The organism is Streptomyces sp. NPDC056486 (assembly GCF_042795295.1).
Taxonomy (GTDB): Bacteria; Actinomycetota; Actinomycetes; order Streptomycetales; family Streptomycetaceae; genus Streptomyces.
Window position 1 is genome coordinate 1 of sequence record NZ_JBHTSF010000150.1, and the last position, 21,149, is coordinate 21,149.

The following is a 21,149-nucleotide window of genomic DNA, read 5'->3' on the forward strand; positions in this document are numbered from 1 at the left end:
GCCCGCACGGGCCGACCCCCTTCACATGCCGCGTACCCGCAGGTCAGGCCCGCTGCTGTTTGTTGCCTCTGATCATCTTGTACAGCATGTCTCCGACGCCCACGACGACGAGAGCCGCCACGAGCTGCAAGGCGTGTCGGCCCCAGTCGATGCCCTTGGTGTCAGCGATGCCGAACCCAGAGGCAAGCGAGTTGCCGATGATCGCGCCGATGATGCCGAAGATCGTGGTCAGCCAGAGCGGACTGTGCTGCTTTCCGGGGAGGATCGCCTTGGCGATCAGCCCCAGCACGAATCCGACGACGATGGCCCACAACCAGCTCATAGCTGCCTCCTCATCCGGCTCAACATGAGCATTACGGTCAGTGTCGACCGATCCTCCATACGGCGCATGTCGGGCGAGCCCATACGTGGCATGACGCAGGCAGGACACCGAGAAGGGACCTGCCCCCGTCTCGAAGGCTGCGCAGCCCCGGCGTAACGTGGAGCAGGTCCGGGCCGGGAGCGCCCGGCTTCTTGTGAGCAGGCGGTGGAATGTGATGCGGAAGCAGAGCGGCGCCCAGGTCTTCCGGATCACAGGTGCCCGGCAGTCACTCGAGGACGATGTGCGCGGCAGGCAGCGCCGGTACGTGATCTCGATGTCGATCCGTACGCTTTCGGTCATTGCCGCGGCGGTGCTGTGGAACGTCGAGCGGCATGTCGCCCTCGTCGCTCTGGTGCTCGGCATCCTCCTCCCGTACATCTCTGTCGTGATCGCCAACGCGGGCCGGGAGAACATCCCTTCGCTTCCGTCGACCTTCGTACCGGCACCGTCCCGGCCGATGCTCCCGCCACCGACGGCGCACGGCGAGTCCGCGGAACCCGTCCCGGAAGCCGGAACCGGTCCCGCGCCGGGCGATCCGGGCGCCCCGTCAGGTCACCAGAACTGACCGTCGACGTTGCGCCAAGCTCAAGAAAACCTCAGATCAATCATGCAGTTGAGGTGCCAGGCACCGGGTCCCCCATGACATACTTCGTACGCGCTCCGCATCCCCCGTCGGAGCGACAGACCGACGCCGGGCAGCTCCCCCCGTGGCTGCTCGGCGTCGCCTTGTTTTGAACGCACTTGGACGTATCTCGTGAGCGACGAAACACCGATCTGTTCCGCCAAGGGCTGCCGCGCCGCCGCAGTGTGGGTGCTCGCCTGGAACAACCCGAAGATCCACACTCCTGAGCGCCGCAAGACGTGGCTCGCATGTGAGGAACACCGCGAGCACCTCTCTCAATTCCTGGGCGTACGCAGCATGTTGAAGGATGTCGTGCCGCTGGCCGAGTGGGAGTCCCCCGACGCCGGCCCCACGGAGAGCTGAGCGTCGAGAACGGAGCGGGGTCGGTCAACTACGCACCCCCCAGGGCCCGTTGGGACCCTGTCTGATCTGGGAAACCTCAAGAAAACCTCAGATCAATCGTGTAGTTCCAGTGCCGGGCCCCGAGCTCTCCGTGGGATACTTCGTACGCGCTCCGCATCCCCCGTCGGAGCGACGGACCAACATCAGACCCCTCTGTGTGTGGTCTCGTGCGGCCATTTCCGTGGTGAAGGGGGGTGAATAAATGAATGATCGTCAGTGGAAGGCGCGCAGGACCTGGACCGGCCCCGAGAAGTGGCAGGTCTTGATCGGAGTGCTCGGCTTACTCGTAACGATCACCGGATGTGTGGGGCAGTTCGTCCAGTAGGGCGCCCACCCATGAGACGGTCGCGACCGGCGCTGCTACACGCAGCAAGCCCGGTCGAGTGTTAGGCGACCGGGCTTGTGAACTACTGCGCGGAGGGCCTGGCTCTGGCAGGAGCTGGGCCCTTCGTCGTGCCCGGAGACAACCGTTCACGACGGTGGAAATAGTACAGGGCGCGGTACCGCAGGGTTAAGTCATAAGAGTCATTGCCCCTGCTCCGGGCAGCTCAGCCGCCGATCGCCGACATCGGGCGCTCGGGCTGGAGGAACGTCGGGTCGTCGAGGCCCGAGCCCGCCTTCTTGCCCCACATCGCGAGCTTCCATATGCGCGCGATCTCCTCGTCCGAGCCGGACTCGCTGTCCTCGCCGTTCGCCCGCAGAGCCGCCCGCAGGTCGGTCTCCTCGGAGGCGAACAGGCAGGTGCGGACCTGGCCGTCGGCCGTAAGGCGGGTGCGGTCGCAGGCCGAGCAGAACGGGCGGGTGACGGAGGCGATGACGCCGACGCGATGCGGCCCGCCGTCCACGACCCAGCGCTCGGCCGGCGCGGAGCCGCGCTCGCCGGAGCCCTCTTCGGTGAGCGCGAAGCGCGTACGCAGGGACTGCAGGATGTCACCGGCGGTGATCATTCCGTCGCGCTTCCAGCCGTGCTGGGCGTCAAGGGGCATCTGCTCGATGAAACGCAGTTCGTAGTCGTTCTCGACGGCCCAGGCGAGCAGGTCAGGGGCCTCGTCGTCGTTCAGACCCGGCATCAGGACCGTGTTGACCTTCACCGGGGTCAGACCCGCGTCGCGGGCCGCCTCGAGGCCCTCCAGGACGTCCTTGTGGCGGTCGCGGCGGGTGAGGGTCTTGAAGACGTCCGGGCGCAGCGTGTCCAGGGAGACGTTGACCCGGTCGAGGCCCGCGGCCTTGAGGGCCGCGGCGGTGCGCTTGAGTCCGATGCCGTTCGTCGTCAGGGACATCCTGGGGCGCGGCTCGAGCTGGGCGCAGCGCTCGACGATGCCGACGAGACCGGGGCGCAGGAGCGGCTCGCCGCCGGTGAAGCGGACCTCGGTGATGCCGAGCTGCGTCACGGCGATCCGGACGAGACGGACGATCTCGTCGTCGCTGAGGAGCTCGGACTTGGACAGCCACTGCAGGCCTTCTTCGGGCATGCAGTACGTGCACCGCAGATTGCACTTGTCGGTCAGCGAAACCCGCAGATCGGTGGCCACTCGGCCGTAAGTGTCGATGAGCACGTGGGCCCCCTCCCTGATCCTGGTCGATCCAGTTCGGTTCAGATACCACGAGCCTACGTGACGGGACTGACACCGACCCGGGCCCGATCCCACGAGGAGCGGTACGGCCGCGTCGTAGAGATCTACCAATGATCTACGACGCGGCCGCTGACATGCGTGTTTCAGGTGGGAACCAGTGGGATCAGTGGGCTCCGGTTCCCGTGAGGGACCGCACCTCCAGCTCCGCGTACTTGCCCTTGTCGGGCTCCTCCTTCGACAGAAGCGTGCCGAGCCAGCCGAGCAGGAAGCCCAACGGGATGGAGATCAGGCCCGGGTTCTCCAGCGGGAAGAAGTCGAAGTCGGCGCTGGGGAACATCGAGGTGGGCTTGCCCGAGACGACCGGCGAGAAAAGGACCAGGCCGACCGCGGCCACGAGTCCGCCGTAGATGGACCAGAGCGCGCCCTGCGTGGTGAACCGCTTCCAGAAGAGGCTGTAGAGGATCGTCGGCAGGTTCGCGGAGGCCGCGACGGCGAAGGCGAGGGCGACCAGGCCCGCCACGTTGAGGTCGCGGGCCAGGGCGCCGAGGGCGATGGAGACGATGCCGATCAGGACGGTCGACCAACGAGCGGCCTTCATCTCCTCCTTCTCGGTGGCTTTGCCCTTCTTGATGACGTTGGCGTAGATGTCGTGCGCGAACGACGAGGACGAGGCGAGGGTCAGACCTGCGACGACCGCGAGGATCGTGGCGAACGCGACCGCGGAGATCACGGCGAGCAGGAGCGCACCGCCGGTGGAGTCGCCACCGCCGCCGATCTCCAGGGCGGCGAGCGGCGCCGCGGTGTTGCCCGCCTTGTTCGAGGCGATGATGTCGCCGGGCTTGAGCAGGGCGGCGGCGCCGAAGCCGAGGACGATGGTCATCAGGTAGAAGGCGCCGATGATGCCGATCGCCCAGTTCACGGACTTACGCGCGGCCTTGGCGGTCGGCACCGTGTAGAAGCGGATCAGGATGTGCGGCAGTCCCGCCGTGCCGAGCACCAGGGCGATGCCGAGCGAGAGGAAGTCCAGCTTCGAGGTGCCGCTCGCACCGTACTTGAGACCGGGCTCCAGGAAGGCCGAGCCCTTGCCGCTGTTGGAGGCGGCGGTGCCGAGCAGGTCGGAGACGTTGAAGTTGAACTTCAGGAGGATCAGGAAGGTGATCAGGATGGTGCCCGCGATGAGCAGCACGGCCTTGACCATCTGCACCCAGGTGGTGCCCTTCATGCCGCCGATGGTGACGTAGACGATCATCAGGACGCCGACGAGGGCGACGATCAGGATCTTGCCCGCGTCGCTGGTGATGCCGAGCAGCAGCGAGACCAGGACGCCGGCGCCCGCCATCTGCGCCAGCAGGTAGAAGATCGAGACGACGATCGTGGAGGTACCCGCGGCGGTGCGCACCGGACGCTGGCGCATGCGGTAGGCCAGCACGTCGCCCATCGTGTAGCGGCCGGAGTTGCGCAGCGGCTCGGCGACCAGGAGGAGCGCCACCAGCCAGGCGACCAGGAAGCCGATGGAGTAGAGGAAGCCGTCGTACCCGAAGAGCGCGATGGCGCCCGCGATGCCGAGGAAGGACGCGGCGGACATGTAGTCGCCGGAAATCGCCAGGCCGTTCTGGAAGCCGGTGAACTGGCGGCCGCCCGCGTAGAAGTCGGCGGCGCTCTTGGTCTGGCGCCCCGCCCAGACGGTGATGAAGAGGGTCGCGACGACGAAGGCCGCGAAGAGGCTGATGATCAGCACCCGGTGCTCGGAGGCGTCGGATGCCGCTGCCAGGACAGTGGTGTTCAGCGCGGGGCTCATGCGCCGCCCTCCATACGGGACTTGATCGCCTCGGCCTTGGGGTCGAGCTTCGTTGCGGCGTGGCGCGAGTAGAACCAGGCGATGAGGAACGTGGTCAGGAACTGCGCGAGGCCCAGGACGAGGGCGACGTTGATGTTGCCGAACAGCTTGGTGCCCATGAAGTCACCCGCGTAGTTCGAGAGCAACACGTACGCCAGGTACCAGACGATGAAGGCGACGGTGAGCGGAAAGGCGAAGGAGCGGTGCGCCTTGCGGAGTTCACCGAACTCGGGGCTTGCTTGCTCCTCGAGGAATTCTGCCGTGGTCGGCGCGTACGGAACGGGGGCTTCTCCGTCCTTGGACGGTGGGGATGCTTCGGGGGCCACGGAGTCTCCTCGTGGTGCGGGTGCGGTGGGGACGGACAGCTGATCCATGGACTCTCATCGATCCGGCAGTGATACGGATCACGTGAGCCACGGATGGCGATGCTAAGGCCACAGGGCGTGATCCGACAGGGGGGTTGATGTTGCTCTTGTTAACGGTTCAACGTCATAACGACACGCCCGGCCCGGCATGGTGCACTGCTTTCTTCCGGAATCCATTGCTGGCCTGGGAGTTCTGGGGATAGCTTCACCCTGCACGCCCCGTCATGTACCTGCCCGATCACTAGATGTGTTCGGGCAGTTCACGTATCCGGATGATGTGGAGACCCCATGGCTCATCTGCGTTCCAGACGCCGAATCGCGCTCACCGTGCCCCTCGGCATAGCGCTCGCCGCATCGGTCGGCTTCGCTCCGGGCATCGCGACCGCGGCCCCCGACGCACCCGCCACCGCGTCGGCGAAGGCCGAGTCCCCGAAGCTCGCGTATGTCGTCAACACCCGCACGGACTCCAAGACGATCGCGTACGTCAAAAGGGCGATCGCCAAGGCGGACGGTTCCGTCGTCGTCGCGTACCCGAAGATCGGCGTCATCGTCGCGCACTCGGCCAACCCCGACTTCGGCAAGCAGCTGCGCAAGGTCAAGGGCGTCCACTCCGCGGGCGCGACCCGCACCTCGCCCCTGACGGCGGCGGGCACGACGGAGGAGGGCGCACCGACCCTCCTGTCGAAGGCCGAGGCCAAGTCGCTCAAGGCGCAGGCCGATGCGGGCGCGGAGCCGCTCGAGGCCGACCAGTGGGATCTGCGCGCGATAGGCGCCGACAAGGCAGCGAAGATCAACCCGGGCAGCAAGAAGGTCACCGTCGGCGTCATCGACACCGGAGTCGACGACACCCACCCCGACCTCGCGCCCAACTTCTCGGCCTCGCAGTCGGCGAGCTGTGTCGGCGGCAAGGCGGACACATCGCCCGGCGCCTGGCGCCCGGAGAAGCCGGACCACTACCACGGCACACACGTAGCCGGCGAGATAGCCGCCGCGCGCAACGGCGTGGGCGTCGCGGGCGTCGCGCCCGGCGTGCAGGTCGCGGGCATCAAGGTGGCCGACCCGGTCAGCGAGCTGTTCTACCCGGAGAGCGTCGTCTGCGCCTTCGTGTTCGCCGCCGACAAGGGCATCGAGGTCACGAACAACAGCTACTACGTGGACCCGTGGCTCTACAACTGCATGGACGACCCGGACCAGCGGGCCATCGTCGACGCGGTGAACCGGGCCCAGCTGTACGCCCAGAAGAAGGGCACCCTCAACCTCGCGTCCGCGGGCAACTCCAACCACGACCTCGCGTCCGACGAGATCCTGGACGACTCCAGCCCCGACGACTCGACGCCGGTGCCGCGCACCATCGACCCGTCCGAGTGCTTCGACATCCCGACGCAGCTTCCCGGCGTGGTCACGGTCAGCGCGACGGGCGTGCAGAACCTCAAGTCGTACTACTCCACGTACGGCAAGGGCGTCATCGACATCGCGGCCCCGGGTGGCGACGCCCGCCAGATCCCGGCGGACACCCCGTCGAAGAACGGCCGCATCCTCTCCACGATGCCGGGCAACCAGTACGGCTGGCTGCAGGGCACCTCGATGGCATCCCCGCACGCCGCGGGCGTGGCCGCGCTCCTGAAGTCGACGCACCCCAAGGCGAGCCCCGCCGAGATCCAGCGGCTTCTCAAGAAGCAGGCCGACAACCCGGGCTGCCCGACGACGCCGTACGACCCGGACGGTGACGGCAAGGTCGACGCCGTCTGCGAGGGCGGCAAGAACAAGAACGGCTTCTACGGCAGCGGGATCGTCGACGCGCTCGACGCCGTGAAGAAGTGAGGGGCTCGCGCACCATGACCACCCCCTTCACGCGCTCCCGGCGCGTGCTCGCACTCCCGCTCGGCATGGCGGTGGCATCGGCCGTCGCCTTCCTGCCGGGCACGGCATCGGCTCAGCCCGACGCCGCGTCCCGCCCCGGCGGCCCGGTGTCGTCCGTCGTGTCCGACCTCGGCGCGTCCCTCGCGGACGGCACGTCGATGAGCTACGTCGTCAACGTCCGCGCCGGGCACGGCGGTTCACCGTCCGCCAAGACATCGGCGTACGTGAAGAGGGCCATCGCCAGGGCGGGCGGCAAGGTCGTCATCGCGTACGACAGGATCGGCGTGATCGTCGTCCACTCGTCGGACGCGGACTTCGCCGAGAAGATCCGCGGGGCGAAGGGCGTCGCTTCGGCGGGCGCCACCCGTACGGCTCCGCTGTCCGCGCAGTCCGACGACGCTCTTGAGGCCGACAGGCCGCTGACCGCCGCCGAGGCGAAGCAGGCGGCAGGTCAGGCGGCCCCGGGCCAGGACGAGCTGGAGCCGCTCCAGTGGGACCTGCCCGCCATCAAGGCGGACAAGGCCCACAAAGAGTCGCTCGGCAGCTCCAAGGTCACCGTCGGCGTCCTGGACTCCGGCGTGGACGACACGCACCCGGACATCGCGCCGAACTTCGACGCGAAGGCGTCCGCGAGCTGCCTGGGCGGCGTGCCCGTGCAGAAGGGCGACGCGTGGCGTCCGGTGGCAGGCGAGAGCGACCACGGCATGCACGTGGCGGGCACGATCGCCGCCGCGAAGAACGGCACCGGCGTCACCGGTGTCGCTCCGGGCGTGAAGGTGGCGAGCCTGAAGGTGGCCGAGCCCGAGACCGGCATGTACTACACGGAGGCCGTGGTCTGCGGCTTCATGTGGGCGGCCGATCACGGAGTGGACGTCACCAACTCCAGCTACTACACCGACCCGTGGCTCTTCAACTGCAAGACGGACGACGACCAGAAGGCCCTGGTCGACGCCGTCGGGCGGGCCACCCGGTACGCGGAGCGCAAGGGCGCGGTGAACGTCGCGGCGGCCGGTAACGCCGAGACGGACCTCGCGCAGGACGAGATCGTCGACGACTCGAGCCCGGACGACACGACGCCCACGGAGCGGACGATTCTGACCGCGGACTGCTTCGACCTGCCGTCGCAGCTTCCGGGTGTCGTGACCGTCTCGGCCACGGGCGCCAAGGGCATCAAGTCCTCGTACTCGAACTACGGCAAGGGCGTCGTCGACATCGCGGCGCCTGGCGGCGACTCCACGAAGTTCCAGACGCCGGACGCACCGGCCACGGACGGCCGCATCCTGTCGACGCTTCCCGGCAACAAGTTCGGCTACAAGGCGGGTACGTCGATGGCGTCACCGCACGCGGCGGGCGTCGCCGCACTCGTCAAGTCGGCCCACCCGCACGCGTCATCGGCGAAGGTGAAGGCGCTGCTCTACGGCGAGGCCGATGCCATGAAGTGCACCGATCCGTACGACATCGACGGTGACGGCAAGGTCGACGCGGTCTGCGCGGGCGGCAAGAACAAGAACGGCTTCTACGGCGTGGGCATGATCGACGCGCTCGACGCCGTGCGGAAGTAGCGGGTTCGTAAGGCGGACCGGGCCGGGCGGCTGTGTGCCGCCCGGCCCTTCGCGAGAGGATCTCGTCCCATGTATGAGTACCGAAATCCCGCATTCGGCGCCGTCGACACGGACAGCTGGGTGCCCCGGCCCGTCCGGCCCACCTGGCAGTTGGTGCTCCAGTTCGTGGCCACGGTGATCGTGCTGCCCGTGTGGTGGGTGGTGTGGATCGCGTTCGCGCTGGTCCTCATCGCGATCGCCATGATCACGGAGATCTTCACGTACATCATTCCCGGCTACGAGCGCGGCTTCGAGAAGGTCATGGACGCGACCCTCGGCCGCATGGAGCTGTGGCCGCTGTGGGCCGTGACCTGGCCGGAGTTGCAGCACGAGGGAGACGCCGACTTCTACCGCGCGCGGGTCGACAAGCACCTCGACAAGTGGACACGGAAGCTGTCGGCCCCGAAGGACCCCAAGACCCCGGAGCTGCCCAAGGAGTGCGTGGTCCCGCTGCGGTTCTACCGCGGTGTCGGCGGCTCCTACGTGGTGCGGACAGCGGCCCCGCTGGGCTGGGACCTCCAGCCTTCGGAGCCGGAGAAGGAGATCAAGCTCGGGTGGACGGCCGCCGCTCCCACGGAGTAGCCCGACCCGGTACGCCGCCCGCGAAGCTCCCGCCGGGCGGAATGAGCTTCAGCCAGTTGTTTGCCAGGACTTGCCCGTTAAGGGTGCACCTGGTGAAGATCATGTGGTGAGCTCCATACAGCCGTCCGCCGACTCCGGCGGCGAGGCCTCGCCGGACGCGGTCGCCGCCACGCCCCACGCCTCGCACAGCGCGCCGCGCCGACGCCCCTCCACGGCCCGTGCGGTCGCCGTGCTCGCCCTGGTGCTCGTCGCCGCCCTCATCCCCCTGCTCGGCCCGTCGGCGGTGCTGAGCGGCACCGGGGAGGCCGAGGCGCCCGGCACGGCCGGGATCACCTTCCTGCGGACGGTCATGTTCGCCGCGCTCTGCGTGCAGTTGGGCGAGATCTACGCGATCCGTCTGGCCCGCAGGGTGCCGGGGGCGCCCCTTGACCGTGAGCCACGGAGCTGGGCGGCGTACGCGGCGGGCGCGGGCATCGTCGCCGCGCTCGGCCTCGCTTCGGTGGTGGCCACCGGCAATCTCGTGCCGCACCAACTCTCCGACATGGACATCGGCGGCCTCTACGCGTCGCGGGACGGCAGGCTGGCGCTCCTGGAGGTCAACGCCTTCATCGTGGCGCTGCTGTGCTCGCGCTCACGGCGGCCTTCCACTGCCGCGCTTCCGCTGGCCGCGGTGATCGTGGCGGAGGCGCTGCGAGCCCACTCTCCGGTGGAGGACACCCCGCTCATCGGCACCGGTCTGACGCTGGTACATCTGACGTGCGGGGTGCTGTGGGCGGGTGGCCTGTTGCAGGTGATGCGCATGCTGCGGCTGTGGCGGACGTTCGCCCCGGAGGCGGGAGCGGCGGTACTGGGGCTCTACGCGCGCGTGGCGGCCGTCCTGTTCGCCGCGATCACGGTGACGGGGGTGTTCAGCACCCTGCGCCGGATGCCGGCGGGCACGGTCGCCGACCAGCTCACGGAGACGGCCTACGGGCGCACGCTGCTCGCCAAGGTGCTCCTCGTGGTGGTCGTTGCCGCCCTCGCGCTGCTCGCGCGCCGACGGCTGCGCAGGGCCACCGACCCCGCCTCCGCCTACTCCCCCGCGCGTGGGGAGGTCATCGTGCTCGGTCTCGTCGTGGCGGTGTCGGCGCTGCTGACCGCGTTGCCGCTGCCGATTCGCTGGTGAGCTGCGCGGGGCACGCCCCTAGTACGCCTCTGACCAGCAGGAACTGGGCGGCTATATACGTGAGCATGATCCAGAAGTCGGGGCGCGGGGCCTGCGGCCACTCGGCGACGCCGGTCGCGATGAGGGTGTCCGACAGGAGGAACAGCGCGCCGCCTGCCGCCGCGACGGGGCCCAGCCTCGTGGCGGCGAACGCCATCGCGGTGAGCAGGAGGCTGTAGCCCGCCACCGGACCGCGCATGTCCGGGGGGAGGTCCGGCCAGAGGAGGGCGACCGTGACGATGAGGGCGGTGGCGTACGCGGCCACCAGCCACGCACCACGCGCGCGTGACGTGCCGTTGTGCTTGAAGCCCTTGTGCTTGAAGCCGTGGCGCTTGAAGAGGACGAGGTAGCAGATGTGGCCCGCCGCGAAGGAGCCCATTCCTGCCAGGAACGCGGGGTCGGCGTCGAAGAGGAGGAGGGTGTCGCCTCCCCAGCCGAAGAGGAGCACGGCGGTCAGTAGGCGCGGGCCTTTGACTGTGACCACGTACGCCGCGAGGAGCGGCATCAGCAGCGGCTTGAAGATTGTGTGGGCCGCGTCGGAGCCTGCCAGGAGTGCTGCCAGGTCGCCGACTGCGGCGAGGGCGAACGCCGCGAGGAGCAGCCGTGCTCTAGCGGACGCCTCTGGTTCGGCACCCGGCGTCAGGGGTTGTGCCCACCCGTTCCGCCGTGCGGAACGCCTGCCCACAACGGGGACAGGGCTCATGCCGCACCCTCCGCCACAGGCTCCGGTGCCGTCTGTGGCGCTGTCGGCGTCTGCGGTTGCCAGCCCGGGCCGCGGAACAGCCGCCCGCCCCGCTCGCGCCAGCTGGTCGCCTTCCTGAGGTCCTTGGCTATCGCCGCGTACTCGTGCGTGGCCACCCGCAGCGGGTTGTGCGTGGCGATGTTCTTCGTGAGGCCGTAGACCGGGCGGTCCGTCTCCGCGACCCAGGAGCCGAACACGCGGTCCCAGATGATCAGGATGCCGCCGAAGTTGCGGTCCAGGTAGCCGCCCTGCGACGCGTGGTGGACGCGGTGGTGGGAGGGGGTGTTGAAGACGAACTCGAAGGGCCGGGGCAGCTTGCCGATGCGTTCGGTGTGGATCCAGAACTGGTAGACGAGGTTCGCCGACGAGCAGAACGCGAGCGCCGCCGGATGCACGCCGAGGGCGATCAGCGGGATGTAGAACGGCCAGACCGTCAGGCTCGTCCAGGGCTGGCGCAGCGCCGTCGTGAGGTTGAACTTGCGGCTGGAGTGGTGCACGACGTGGCAGGCCCACAGTATGCGGATGACGTGGTGTCCGCGGTGCGACCAGTAGTAGAAGAAGTCCTGCCCGAGCAGCATCAGCGGGATCGTCCACCACAGGACGGGGATGTGCAGCGGCGTCAGCGCGTACACCGCCGTGTAGATCGCGACGATGGGGATCTTCCACAGGAAGTCGAAGACGAGGCTGCCGAGCCCCATGGTGATGGAGGTGGCGGCGTCCTTCGTCTCGTACCCGGCTTCGTCCTCGTCGGGATGGATCCGGTGGCTCACGATCTCCACCACGGTGAGCAGCACGAAGGCGGGGATGGACCACAGCACGACATCGGGCAGGTTCGGCGGCATGCGTGCACCGTAAGGGCCCGTTGTCGGCCGCCGCTAGACGTAGTTACCGACAAGTATTACCAGCGGTAAGGCGACGAACGTTGGTGATCTCCGCCAAAAGCGGACGCTCAAACAAATGCAGGCGCTCCGACAAAAGTGGACGCTCAGACACCCACCGCCCCGAGCAGCGCCCCCGCCCCGTACGTCACCGCCATCGCGAGCGCCCCTCCACTTATGTTGCGCACCACGGCGGGCCGCACCACCGCTGAACCGAGCCGCGCGCTGCTCCAGCCCGTGAGGGCGAGCGCGCCGAGGACCGAGACGACGGTGACCCATAGGCGCCAGTCGGCGGGCGGCAGGACGATCGCGAGGAGCGGAAGCAGCGCGCCCACCGTGAAGGCCACGAAGCTGGCCCAGGCGGCGTGCCACGGGTTGGTGAGGTCATCGGGGTCGATACCGAGCTCCACGCGCGCGTGCGCCCGCAACGCGTCCCGCTCGGTGAGCTGCTCGGCCGCCTCCCTGGCCACCTCACGGCTCAGCCCCCGCTCCGCGAGCAGATCCGTCAGCTCGACCAGTTCGGCCTCGGGCTGCTCCCGCAGCTCGCGCTTCTCCATGGCGAGGGCGGCCTTCTCGGAGTCACGCTGGGTGGACACGGAGACGTACTCGCCCGCGGCCATCGACATCGACCCGGCGAGCAGCCCGGCGAGACCGGCCGTGAGCAGCGTGCTGCGATCGCCGGTGGCACCCGCCACGCCGACGACGAGACCGGCCGTGGAGACGATGCCGTCGTTGGCCCCGAGTACCGCCGCACGCAGCCAGTTGAGGCGCGATGCGAGAGCGCCGCCGTGCGGTTCGTCATGTCCAGCTGCCTGATCGCTCACCCGGGGAGGGTCTCACCCCCGGGAGAGCGAGTTCGGCAGGGGCACGCCGTCACCAGACGCGGGCCGACCCTCCCTTGGCGAACACCGGGCTCGTCGCTCCTGCCGGTGTCTCCTTGAGGGGTTCGTCCAGTTCCTGGACCGTCGGTCCCACGCGCGCGGCGATCGCTCCGAGCCGCTCCAGGTCGAAGCCGTAGACACCGGCGGCGTTGCCGCCGACCATGGCCGCTATCTCGTCCTTCGGGAGGCCCGCGTAGGCGATGCGCAGGCCTTCGCGCGAGTACGGGTGCGTGCCCTCGTCGTGCGGATAGTCGCTGCCCCACATGATCTTGTCCAGGCCGATCCGGTCCCTCATCAGCGCCTCGTGGGGGCGCATGAAGCTCGCTCCGACGAAGCAGTTCTCGCGCCAGACCTCGGACGGCCCCTTGCCCATCGAATCGGCGAGCCCCGCACCGAACTTCGCCTCCGCCGTCCCCGAGTTGTCCGCCTTCGACGCCGCCGCGACCAGGCGCCCGTGGTAGTAGTCCAGCATGTCGAGCACGCCCGGGATCCAGCCCGAGCCCTGCTCGGTGAGCACGAGCCGCAGCTCGGGGTGGCGGCGGAAGGCTCCGCCGAACACCAGGTGCCACAGCGCCCGGTGCGAGAACCACGTCGTCTCCACCATGAAGACGGCCCGCGCGGCCGGTTCGTCGCCCAGCGGCGGTGAGGCGGAGCCCGCATGGTGGTTGACCGGTACGCCGCGCTCGGCGCAGGCCGCCCAGATCGGGTCGTACGTCGCCGAGTAGAGCTCCGGGAGTCCGCTGCCCGGCGGTGTGCCGGGCAGCAGAAGCCCGCCGCTCAGACCCGCGTCGGCCGACCGGTGGATCTCCTTGACGGCCTCGTCCACGTCGTGCAGGAGGATCTGGAAGACACCCGCCCTGCGGCCCGGGGCATCGGCGCAGAACTCGGCGAGCCAGCGGTTGTGGGCGCGCAGGCCCGCCCAACGCTGCTCGAACTCCCCGCGTGTGGGCGCCGGCGCCATCAGGGAGGCGGTCGGGAAGAACGGCGGGATGGTGTTCGGGAAGACGACCTCGGCGACGATGCCGTCCCTCTCCAGTTCGGCGAGGCGGCGGTCCGAGTTCCAGTTCCGGTCGGCGGTGTCGGCGAGCAGGTCCTCGTACGGATTGACGTAGGTGGCCGCCCACGCGTCGAACGCGTCGTGGAAGCGGGACTCCAAGTAGGGCTTGTAGTCCAGGAGATCGGCGCCCGCGTGGCAGTCCGCCGAGATGACCGTGTAGCGCTCTTCGGCCGTGTCTTGGGTCATGTCTTCGCTCACGTCCTCCGTCATGCCTTCGGTCATGTCTGGGCCCCCAGTACCGGGAAGTCGTGGTCCGTCAGCCAGTGGCGCCCCACGTCGCGCGAGCGCGCCCAGGACGCCTCGACCGCCGCCTGATCGGCATCCTGGCCCAGCTCGGCCGGTGTCGGGCCGATCCGGCGGGCCAGCGGCGCCAGCTTCTCGGTGTCGAAGCCGAAGACCTCCGCCGCCGCAAGGCCCAGCATCCGGCGGGTCTCCCCCACCGGAATGTCGTGGAAGGTTTTCTTCAGCCACGCGCGCGTGTCGGGCCAGGTCCCTTCGGGGTGCGGGAAGTCGCTGCCCCAGAGGATGTTGTCGACGCCGATCTCGTAGCGCTGGGCGAGTTCACGGCGCTTGGTGTTGGTGGCGCAGATGAACAACTGCCGGTCCAGGTACTCGTGCGGGGGCCGCTTGAGCTCCGCGAACGGCGAGAGCTTCTTGCCGCCGTGCGCGCCCAGGTAGAGGCGGTCCATGAACCACAGGAGGTTCGGCAGCCACCAGCAGCCGGACTCCGCGACGCCGAACTTCAGCCCCGGGTGCCGTTCGAAGACGCCCGACCAGAGCATGAACCACAGCGGCCTCGCGGGCCACCAGGTCACTTCGGAGACGTAGATCCCCAGGTGATCGCCGTACTCGTGGCGGGGCGCCGCCCCGGAGTGGGTCACCACCGGCATCGCGCACTCGGCCGCCGCCGCCCACACGGGGTCGTAACGGCGGTCGTGGTAGGGCGCCTTGTCGACCCACATGGAGGGGATCATCAGCGCGCCGAGCCCGGACTCCTTGGCCCGGTGGACCTCGGCGACGACCCGGTCTACCTCGCCGGTGATGGGCAACAGGGCCACACCGCAGTGCCGTTCGGGGTGCTCGGAAACGAAATCGGCGAGCCAGCGGTTGTGCGCCTGCGCGCCCGCCATACCGAGCTCCGGGTCCTGGTCCCCCGAGAGGCCGAGGCCCACCCCGAAGGGCGCGGCCGTCTGGCTGTCCACGGCGTCCGCGTCAGGGAAGACGACCTCGGCGGCCACCCCGTCGCCGTCGAGCTCCTTGAGGCGCTGCCCGGTCTCCCAGCCGCCGCGCAGACCCTCTTCGTTGTCCTGGAACCACTTGGCGGCGAACGCGTCGTTGCGGATGCCGAGCCGGGTCGCCTCCGCACGGCGGGCGTCGCGCTCTCCCAGGAACTGGTCGAAGTCCCGGTGGAAGCGGCTGTCCAGATAGGGCCGGTACTCCTCGGTGGGAAGCCCGGCGTGGCAGTCGGAGGAGATGATCAGGTACGGGTCGTTCTGCTGACCGTTCTGTCGATCGTTCTGCTGAGCCGTCATCACACGTCCCTCAGTCAGTCGAGGATGAAGCTTTCCAGGTACGCCGGGTTGGCGCGGTCCAGCATCGAGAGCGACCTGGCCTTGATCTGCCGGTCGCTGTGCTCGCTCTCCGGAAGCAGCCAGAAACGGTCGGCCGCGATCCCCTCCGCCACGAAGTCCGCGACCTGCTCGACCGGGGTGAACTCCACCTCATGGCCCGCGTCCTTCATCGCGGACTCCCACTGGCCGAGGCTGCGGTAAGGGGTCTTGCGGGGGCGGGACTTGGCATACCGGTCCGGGCGGTTGCGGTGTGACTCCCACAGCCCCGTGCGCAGCATGTACGGCCCCGGAAAGAGCACGGAGGCGCCCACGCGCGCGTGCTCCGCCTTCAGGTGCGCGTACAGGGACTCCGTCATCGTCACGACGGCCGCCTTGGTGACCGCGTACACGGACGCCGTCGGCAGCGGTGCGATGCCGCCGTCACCGGAGGACGTGTTGACGACATGGCCGGGATCGCCGCCCGCGATCATCCGGGGCACGAAGGCCTGGATGCCGTGGAAGACACCCCACACATTGACCTCGAACGCCCACTTCCAGTCGTTCGGCTCGTGCTCCCACATGCGCCCCTCGGCGCCCGAGCCGACACCCGCGTTGTTGCACAGCACATGGACGGCGCCGAACTTCTCGTACGCCGCGTCGGCGAGCGCGAAGACCTGCTCGCGCGAGCCGACGTCGACCACGCGCGCGTGCACGCTCGCCCCGTCCTCGCGAAGACCCGCCGCCGCCTTCTCCAGGGCGCCCTCCTCGACGTCCGCGAGGACCACCTTCAGCCCTTGCGCCGCGAACCGCCGCGCCATGGCGAAGCCGATACCGCTCGCGGCGCCCGTGACGACGGCGACCTGCCCTTCCCGCAACTCCATCTCAGATGCTCCCCTCGGGCGGGCCGTCGAGGATCTGCTGCGGGTCGTCGTAGCGCTGGTGGATGTAGGGAAGCAGCGCCTGCGCGCTGACCCGCTCGGCCACCCGGCCCTTCTGGTCGGTGGTCTTCTCGCCGATGGTGATCTCGACGACCGCGCGTACGGGGAGGTCCGCGACCGGGTCGTACATCGACTCGCGCAGCACGACGTCCCCGGTGATGCCCTCCAGCTTGCGGACCTTCTCGTTGCGCACGCAGTGCACGAGCACCGGGTCGGCGTCGAAGCCCGAACCGTCCACCGCGGGAAGGAACTTGAAGTAGAAGTCGGTCTTCTGGACCGGCTCCGGAAGCGGCAGGGTCCCGCTGACCGCGCCGCGCACCTCCACGAAGGCGATGCCGTGCCGGGCCAGTGAGGCCCGGACGACCAGGCCGTCGCGCTCCACCTCGACCTCGCCCAGCTTCTTCGGCTCCCCGAAGACCTCGCGCCCGCCGATCAGCGCCCGCTCATGGGTCATCGGCATCACAAGGGGATACCAGCCCGCCACCCCGCCATGCTCGGCAGCGACGGCCACCGAGCCCGCGCCGAGCGGATACCCGGGCAGGTCGACCTTGCTGATGTTGGCCCGCACCAGAGGCCGGTGCGTGGGCTTCAGCGGGGGCGGCAGGACGGCCGCCACCGCGTCCGGATCGCTCTCCCAGACGGCCACCACACCGGTGGACCAGATGTCGGGCAGCTTCGAACTCGCGGTGCGCGCCGCGGCGATCTCCGCCTCGGTGCGCGCTCCATAACGTACGCGTGCCATGTCGTACCACCCTTCGTCAGGACTACAAGAGGTCTTGCGGGCGGTTCTGTAACACAGTTACAACAGGAGGCGTGAAGAGTGAAGAGACGCGTGCGCATCCGGACCGGCAACGCGGCCATCTCGACCGGGAACAGGTGCTCGCCGCCGCCGCGGCCCTCGTGAAGCAGCACGGCCCGGGGGCCCTGACGATGCGCAAGCTCGCCGCCGAGCTCGGCACCGCCGTCACCTCGATCTACTGGCACGTCGGCAACCGCGAGTCGCTCCTGGACGCCCTCGTCGAGCGCACCCTCGCCGACCTCGGCGCGATCCGCCCCGCAGGACGCACCCCCGACCGGCGCATCGTCTCCGTGGCGCGCGCCCTGCGCCGCCAGCTGCGCGACCACCCGCACCTCGTCGCGATGGTGCACGAACGCGGCCTCACCGAGCGGATGTTCCTGCCCGCCCAACAGGTCCTCGTCCACGAAGTGCACGCGGCGGGCCTGCGCGGCAGCCGCGCCGCCGACGCCGTACGCGCCGTCCAGGTCCATGTCGTCGGCCACGTCCTGGTCGAGCGCAACCGCGAACGCGCGCCCGTGCAGCGGCCCGGCGAGGAAGAGCTGTGGGGCGCGCGGACGGCCGAACACGACCCGGCACTCGCCCGCGCGCTCGCCAGGCCCGCCGACCCCGAGGCACTGTTCACCGTCTCGACAAGGGCACTGGTGTCCGGACTTCTCGGCGAGACAACCGCCGGAACCACACCTCCCGGCGACGGAATCGGCCACGCGACAGACCCGCGTACCGGACCGGGGACCTGACTGTCAGTCGCGGCCCGTATCCTCAGGGACCATGCTCGAAGACCAGACGACCGCAGCGTCCGCAGCCACCTGGCCGGCCGCGTACCCAACGGGGTACGCGGTCGTCGACGTCGAGACCACAGGTCTCGCCCGTGACGACCGCATAGTGTCGGCCGCCGTCTACCGGGTGGACGCCCAGGGCGAGGTGGAGGACCACTGGTACACGCTGGTCAACCCCCAGCGCGACCCCGGACCCGTCTGGATCCACGGACTCACCAGCGACCTCCTCGCGGACGCGCCGCTCTTCAAGGACATCGCCGAGGAGTTCGCCGCGCGCCTCGCCGACCGCGTCCTGGTCGCGCACAACGCCGTCTTCGACTGGTCGATGATCGCCAGGGAGTACGCACGCGCGGAGCTCACCGCCCCCGTGCGCCAACGCCTGTGCACCATCGCCCTCTCCAAGGAACTGCGGCTCCCGCTGCCCAACCACAAGCTGGAGTCGCTCGCCGCGCACTTCGGCGTCGAACAGCGCAACGCGCACAACGCGCTCGACGACGCGCGCGTGCTCGCCGAGGCGTTCAGGCCCAGCCTCAAGGCCGCGGCGAGCGGCGGGGTGCGGCTGCCGCTCCTGGAGTGCCGTCCGCTCACCGAGTGGTCCGACGGGGCGCCCCGGATCGTCCGCCAGCCGACGGGACCGGGCTCCGGATCGTCCTCGTACTCCTCGTTCGGTCCGGGGAGTTGGCGCCCCTCGCGCAAGCGGCCCGCCTGCCCCTATCCCAACCCAGGTCGGTATGAAACGGGCAAACCGCTCCAGCAGGGCATGCGCGTCGCGTTCTCCGGCGACACCTCCATCGAGCGCGAGCTGCTCGAGGACCGCGCGGTCGAGGCCGGTCTGCACATCGCGACGAGCGTGTCGCGACTGACCAGCCTGCTCGTCACGAACGACCCGGATTCGGGTACGTCCAAGACCGTGAAGGCTCGGACCTTCGGCACGCCCGTCATCGACGAGGCCGCGTTCGGCCAGCTCCTCCAGGATGTCGCCCCGGCGGCTCCCGCGACGGGGGCCTGAGCCGCCCGCAGACGTCAGACGGGTGATTATCGGCCCGGCTCCCGCCTGCTTGCTCGCATGCGGGCGCCGCGCGTCCCACCCTGTGGCGCATGGCACGTTGCGAGGTCTGCGGAAACGACTACGGCATGTCCTTCGAGGTTCATGCCCAAGGGGCAGTGCACGTCTTTGACTGCTTCTCCTGCGCCATTCACCGCATGGCGCCCATCTGCGAGCACTGCCGGTGCCGGATCATCGGCCAGGGCGTGGAGGTCGAGGGGCAGTGGTACTGCGGTGCGCACTGCTCGCGGGCGGAGGGGCAGGTGGGCATCATCGACAGGGTGTGACCCGGCCTCTCCCTCACGGGTCCCCGCCACCGCTCTCCCTCGGGCCCCCACCACCGCTCTCCCTCGGGCCCCCACCACTGCCCGGAGTACCCCACTCCCACGCACCCCACGACCGAGTTGTACCGTCGTGGGGTGTACCGCTTCCTGTTGACCCGGCAGTGGGTGATCCTTACCCTCATCGGCCTCGTTCTCATCCCCACGATGATCGAGCTGGGCTTCTGGCAGTTGCACCGCCATGAGCACCGCGTCGCGCAGAACGCGGAGATCTCCAAGGCGCTCGACGCGAGGCCGGTACCGGCCGAGCAGCTGACGTCGCCCGGCCACTCCGTGGCGGACTCCGAGCGCTATCGCAGGGTGAGCGCGCACGGGACGTACGACACGAAGGACGAGGTCGTCGTGCGGCGCCGCACGAACTCCGACGAGGAGATCGGCTTCCACGTCCTGACCCCGTTCGTTCTCGACGACGGCAAGGTCCTGCTCGTCAACCGGGGCTGGATCCCGGCGAACGGACCGCAGACCGCCTTCCCGAAGGTCCCCGCGGCGCCCAAGGGCGAGATCACCGTCACCGGCCGCATGATGGCCGACGAGACGTCCGCGCAGAGCGGCATCAAGAACATCCAGGGGCTGCCGGACCGTCAGATCATGCTGATCAGCAGCGGGCAGCAGGCGCACAGCCTCGGCAAGGAGGTGCTCGGCGGCTATGTCGAGCTGACCTCGCCGGAGCCCGTCGGGGACTCCCCCCAGCTGATCGGCGAGCCCGAGCACGGCGACATCGGCCCGCATATGGCGTACGCCGTCCAGTGGTGGCTGTTCTGCGCGGGTGTACCCATCGGCTGGGTGGTTTTGGTGCGCAGGGAAGTGAAGGACCGGCGCGCGGCTGCCGCTCAGGCGCCTGCGCCGGAGGCCACGCCCGCCTCGGTGTAGCCGCCCCGCCCTCAGTGGGAGCACCTCCCTCGCGTTCGGCTGCCGCAAGGCGGCAGGATAGGGCCATGGATCTTGGACTGAAGGACCGCGTCTACGTCATCACCGGTGCCACCCGGGGCCTGGGCAACGCCGCCGCGCGTGCGCTGGTCGCGGACGGCGCGAAGGTACTGATCACCGGCCGGGACGAGAAAACCGTCGCCGACGCGGCGGCCGAGCTCGGCGACAACGCCCGGGGCCTCGCGGCGGACAACGCCGATCCGGCCGTCGCGGGTCGGCTCATCGCCGCCGCGCGTGAGCACTTCGGGAGCTTCGACGGTGTACTGATCAGTGTCGGTGGGCCCGCGCCGGGTTTCGCCGCCGACAACACGGACGAGCAGTGGGAGTCGGCTTTCGAGTCCGTCTTCCTCGGGGCCGTACGCCTGGCCCGCGGGGCGGCGGCCGAGCTCGGCGACGGAGGCGTCATCGGCTTCGTGCTCTCCGCCTCAGTGCATGAGCCGATTCCGGGTCTCACCATCTCCAACGGACTGCGGCCCGGACTCGCGGGCTTCGCGAAGTCGCTCTCCGACGAGCTCGGTCCCCGGGGCATCCGCGTCGTCGGGCTGCTTCCGTCCCGGATCGACACGGACCGGGTGCGTCAGCTGGACGGGCTCTCGGCGGACCCCGAGGCGACTCGGGCGGGCCACGAGTCCCGGATTCCGCTGCGGCGGTACGGGACCCCGGAGGAGTTCGGACGTACGGCGGCGTTCTTCCTCTCGCCTGCGGCGTCCTACCTGACGGGGGTCATGCTGCCGGTGGACGGTGGGGCGCGGCACGGGTTCTAGCCGCGGGGTTTCTGTAGGACGTAGGGCGTCGGCCGGGCTGGAG

The 21,149-nt window shown here is 69.4% G+C and carries 22 protein-coding genes; 11 read left to right on the top strand and 11 right to left on the bottom strand.

The annotated features are described in order from the left end of the window. Window positions 1-43: 43 nt before the first annotated feature. Complete coding sequence (locus ACFQ7F_RS36980; RefSeq protein WP_383280725.1) at window positions 44-322, bottom strand: GlsB/YeaQ/YmgE family stress response membrane protein; 279 nt, start codon at window positions 320-322, stop codon at window positions 44-46. A 214-nt stretch (window positions 323-536) separates the two neighbouring features. Between ACFQ7F_RS36980 and ACFQ7F_RS36985 the strand changes: the two genes are divergently transcribed. Together ACFQ7F_RS36985 and ACFQ7F_RS36990 are read left to right on the top strand one after the other, a co-directional pair. Then, window positions 537-926, top strand: a complete 390-nt coding sequence (locus ACFQ7F_RS36985) for a DUF3099 domain-containing protein (protein WP_383280727.1) — start codon at window positions 537-539, stop codon at window positions 924-926. A gap of 189 nt (window positions 927-1,115) precedes the next feature. After that, window positions 1,116-1,346 (top strand): hypothetical protein, encoded by a 231-nt coding sequence (locus ACFQ7F_RS36990; protein WP_383280730.1) that lies wholly within the window; start codon window positions 1,116-1,118, stop codon window positions 1,344-1,346. Between the two features lie 587 nt (window positions 1,347-1,933). Here the strand turns inward: ACFQ7F_RS36990 and moaA are convergent. From moaA to ACFQ7F_RS37005, 3 genes are all read right to left on the bottom strand, one after another. Further along, a complete protein-coding gene (moaA, locus tag ACFQ7F_RS36995; protein WP_383280733.1) occupies window positions 1,934-2,941 on the bottom strand; it encodes a GTP 3',8-cyclase MoaA in 1,008 nt (335 codons plus the stop codon). A gap of 181 nt (window positions 2,942-3,122) precedes the next feature. Continuing rightward, window positions 3,123-4,757 (bottom strand): cation acetate symporter, encoded by a 1,635-nt coding sequence (locus ACFQ7F_RS37000; protein WP_383280736.1) that lies wholly within the window; start codon window positions 4,755-4,757, stop codon window positions 3,123-3,125. Further along, complete coding sequence (locus ACFQ7F_RS37005; protein WP_383280739.1) at window positions 4,754-5,122, bottom strand: DUF485 domain-containing protein; 369 nt, start codon at window positions 5,120-5,122, stop codon at window positions 4,754-4,756. The genes ACFQ7F_RS37000 and ACFQ7F_RS37005 overlap by 4 nt, the downstream gene beginning before the upstream one ends. Window positions 5,123-5,449: 327 nt before the next feature. Between ACFQ7F_RS37005 and ACFQ7F_RS37010 the strand changes: the two genes are divergently transcribed. The 4 genes from ACFQ7F_RS37010 (at window position 5,450) to ACFQ7F_RS37025 (ending at window position 10,369) form a co-directional block, all read left to right on the top strand. Continuing rightward, window positions 5,450-6,982: a S8 family serine peptidase gene (locus tag ACFQ7F_RS37010; protein ID WP_383280742.1), complete on the top strand. Its 1,533-nt coding sequence runs from the start codon at window positions 5,450-5,452 to the stop codon at window positions 6,980-6,982. A 14-nt stretch (window positions 6,983-6,996) separates the two neighbouring features. Then, window positions 6,997-8,583: a S8 family serine peptidase gene (locus tag ACFQ7F_RS37015; RefSeq protein WP_383280745.1), complete on the top strand. Its 1,587-nt coding sequence runs from the start codon at window positions 6,997-6,999 to the stop codon at window positions 8,581-8,583. A 69-nt stretch (window positions 8,584-8,652) separates the two neighbouring features. Further along, a complete protein-coding gene (locus ACFQ7F_RS37020) occupies window positions 8,653-9,204 on the top strand; it encodes a hypothetical protein (protein WP_383280747.1) in 552 nt (183 codons plus the stop codon). Between the two features lie 106 nt (window positions 9,205-9,310). Next, a complete protein-coding gene (locus ACFQ7F_RS37025; RefSeq protein WP_383280750.1) occupies window positions 9,311-10,369 on the top strand; it encodes a CopD family protein in 1,059 nt (352 codons plus the stop codon). Here the strand turns inward: ACFQ7F_RS37025 and ACFQ7F_RS37030 are convergent. The 7 genes from ACFQ7F_RS37030 to ACFQ7F_RS37060 all read right to left on the bottom strand — a co-directional run bounded on the left by ACFQ7F_RS37030 (window position 10,299) and on the right by ACFQ7F_RS37060 (window position 17,196). Next, window positions 10,299-11,111 (bottom strand): lysoplasmalogenase, encoded by an 813-nt coding sequence (locus ACFQ7F_RS37030; protein ID WP_383280753.1) that lies wholly within the window; start codon window positions 11,109-11,111, stop codon window positions 10,299-10,301. The genes ACFQ7F_RS37025 and ACFQ7F_RS37030 overlap by 71 nt on opposite strands. Further along, complete coding sequence (locus tag ACFQ7F_RS37035; RefSeq protein WP_383280756.1) at window positions 11,108-11,992, bottom strand: sterol desaturase family protein; 885 nt, start codon at window positions 11,990-11,992, stop codon at window positions 11,108-11,110. Before ACFQ7F_RS37035 ends, ACFQ7F_RS37030 begins: the two co-directional genes overlap by 4 nt. 143 nt (window positions 11,993-12,135) lie before the next feature. Beyond that, entirely contained in the window at window positions 12,136-12,852 is a 717-nt protein-coding gene (locus ACFQ7F_RS37040; protein WP_383280759.1) for a VIT family protein, read from the bottom strand. 49 nt (window positions 12,853-12,901) lie between these two features. Then, complete coding sequence (locus ACFQ7F_RS37045) at window positions 12,902-14,152, bottom strand: amidohydrolase family protein (protein WP_383280762.1); 1,251 nt, start codon at window positions 14,150-14,152, stop codon at window positions 12,902-12,904. A gap of 32 nt (window positions 14,153-14,184) precedes the next feature. Then, the gene (locus ACFQ7F_RS37050; RefSeq protein WP_383280765.1) at window positions 14,185-15,498 is read right to left on the bottom strand and encodes an amidohydrolase family protein; all 1,314 of its coding nucleotides are present in this window, start codon (window positions 15,496-15,498) and stop codon (window positions 14,185-14,187) included. A 14-nt stretch (window positions 15,499-15,512) separates the two neighbouring features. Continuing rightward, complete coding sequence (locus ACFQ7F_RS37055) at window positions 15,513-16,397, bottom strand: SDR family NAD(P)-dependent oxidoreductase (protein ID WP_383280768.1); 885 nt, start codon at window positions 16,395-16,397, stop codon at window positions 15,513-15,515. 1 nt (window position 16,398) lies between these two features. Next, a complete protein-coding gene (locus ACFQ7F_RS37060; protein WP_383280770.1) occupies window positions 16,399-17,196 on the bottom strand; it encodes an acetoacetate decarboxylase family protein in 798 nt (265 codons plus the stop codon). 71 nt (window positions 17,197-17,267) lie between these two features. Between ACFQ7F_RS37060 and ACFQ7F_RS37065 the strand changes: the two genes are divergently transcribed. The 5 genes from ACFQ7F_RS37065 (at window position 17,268) to ACFQ7F_RS37085 (ending at window position 21,106) form a co-directional block, all read left to right on the top strand. Then, window positions 17,268-17,990 carry a TetR/AcrR family transcriptional regulator gene (locus tag ACFQ7F_RS37065; protein ID WP_383280773.1) on the top strand — a complete coding sequence of 241 codons (723 nt, stop codon included), beginning with the start codon at window positions 17,268-17,270 and terminating at the stop codon, window positions 17,988-17,990. A 31-nt stretch (window positions 17,991-18,021) separates the two neighbouring features. Then, entirely contained in the window at window positions 18,022-19,038 is a 1,017-nt protein-coding gene (locus ACFQ7F_RS37070) for a DEDDh family exonuclease (RefSeq protein ID WP_383280776.1), read from the top strand. An 89-nt stretch (window positions 19,039-19,127) separates the two neighbouring features. Continuing rightward, window positions 19,128-19,361, top strand: a complete 234-nt coding sequence (locus tag ACFQ7F_RS37075; protein WP_383280779.1) for a hypothetical protein — start codon at window positions 19,128-19,130, stop codon at window positions 19,359-19,361. 132 nt (window positions 19,362-19,493) lie between these two features. Further along, the gene (locus ACFQ7F_RS37080; RefSeq protein ID WP_383280782.1) at window positions 19,494-20,285 is read left to right on the top strand and encodes an SURF1 family protein; all 792 of its coding nucleotides are present in this window, start codon (window positions 19,494-19,496) and stop codon (window positions 20,283-20,285) included. Window positions 20,286-20,350: 65 nt separating this feature from the next. Then, window positions 20,351-21,106: an SDR family oxidoreductase gene (locus ACFQ7F_RS37085; protein WP_383280785.1), complete on the top strand. Its 756-nt coding sequence runs from the start codon at window positions 20,351-20,353 to the stop codon at window positions 21,104-21,106. Window positions 21,107-21,149 lie beyond the last annotated feature (43 nt).

What these genes read in the sequence shown, in the direction of transcription:
- ACFQ7F_RS37085 (WP_383280785.1), top strand. Translation starts at nt 20,351, where the DNA reads ATGGATCTTGGACTGAAGGACCGCGTCTACGTCATCACCGGTGCCACC.
- ACFQ7F_RS37015 (WP_383280745.1), top strand. Translation starts at nt 6,997, where the DNA reads ATGACCACCCCCTTCACGCGCTCCCGGCGCGTGCTCGCACTCCCGCTC.
- ACFQ7F_RS37000 (WP_383280736.1), bottom strand. Translation starts at nt 4,757, where the DNA reads ATGAGCCCCGCGCTGAACACCACTGTCCTGGCAGCGGCATCCGACGCC.
- ACFQ7F_RS37030 (WP_383280753.1), bottom strand. Translation starts at nt 11,111, where the DNA reads ATGAGCCCTGTCCCCGTTGTGGGCAGGCGTTCCGCACGGCGGAACGGG.
- ACFQ7F_RS37075 (WP_383280779.1), top strand. Translation starts at nt 19,128, where the DNA reads ATGGCACGTTGCGAGGTCTGCGGAAACGACTACGGCATGTCCTTCGAG.
- ACFQ7F_RS36980 (WP_383280725.1), bottom strand. Translation starts at nt 322, where the DNA reads ATGAGCTGGTTGTGGGCCATCGTCGTCGGATTCGTGCTGGGGCTGATC.
- ACFQ7F_RS37035 (WP_383280756.1), bottom strand. Translation starts at nt 11,992, where the DNA reads ATGCCGCCGAACCTGCCCGATGTCGTGCTGTGGTCCATCCCCGCCTTC.
- ACFQ7F_RS37050 (WP_383280765.1), bottom strand. Translation starts at nt 15,498, where the DNA reads ATGACGGCTCAGCAGAACGATCGACAGAACGGTCAGCAGAACGACCCG.
- ACFQ7F_RS37070 (WP_383280776.1), top strand. Translation starts at nt 18,022, where the DNA reads ATGCTCGAAGACCAGACGACCGCAGCGTCCGCAGCCACCTGGCCGGCC.
- ACFQ7F_RS37010 (WP_383280742.1), top strand. Translation starts at nt 5,450, where the DNA reads ATGGCTCATCTGCGTTCCAGACGCCGAATCGCGCTCACCGTGCCCCTC.
- ACFQ7F_RS37060 (WP_383280770.1), bottom strand. Translation starts at nt 17,196, where the DNA reads ATGGCACGCGTACGTTATGGAGCGCGCACCGAGGCGGAGATCGCCGCG.
- ACFQ7F_RS37045 (WP_383280762.1), bottom strand. Translation starts at nt 14,152, where the DNA reads ATGACCCAAGACACGGCCGAAGAGCGCTACACGGTCATCTCGGCGGAC.
- ACFQ7F_RS37055 (WP_383280768.1), bottom strand. Translation starts at nt 16,397, where the DNA reads ATGGAGTTGCGGGAAGGGCAGGTCGCCGTCGTCACGGGCGCCGCGAGC.
- ACFQ7F_RS36985 (WP_383280727.1), top strand. Translation starts at nt 537, where the DNA reads ATGCGGAAGCAGAGCGGCGCCCAGGTCTTCCGGATCACAGGTGCCCGG.
- ACFQ7F_RS37020 (WP_383280747.1), top strand. Translation starts at nt 8,653, where the DNA reads ATGTATGAGTACCGAAATCCCGCATTCGGCGCCGTCGACACGGACAGC.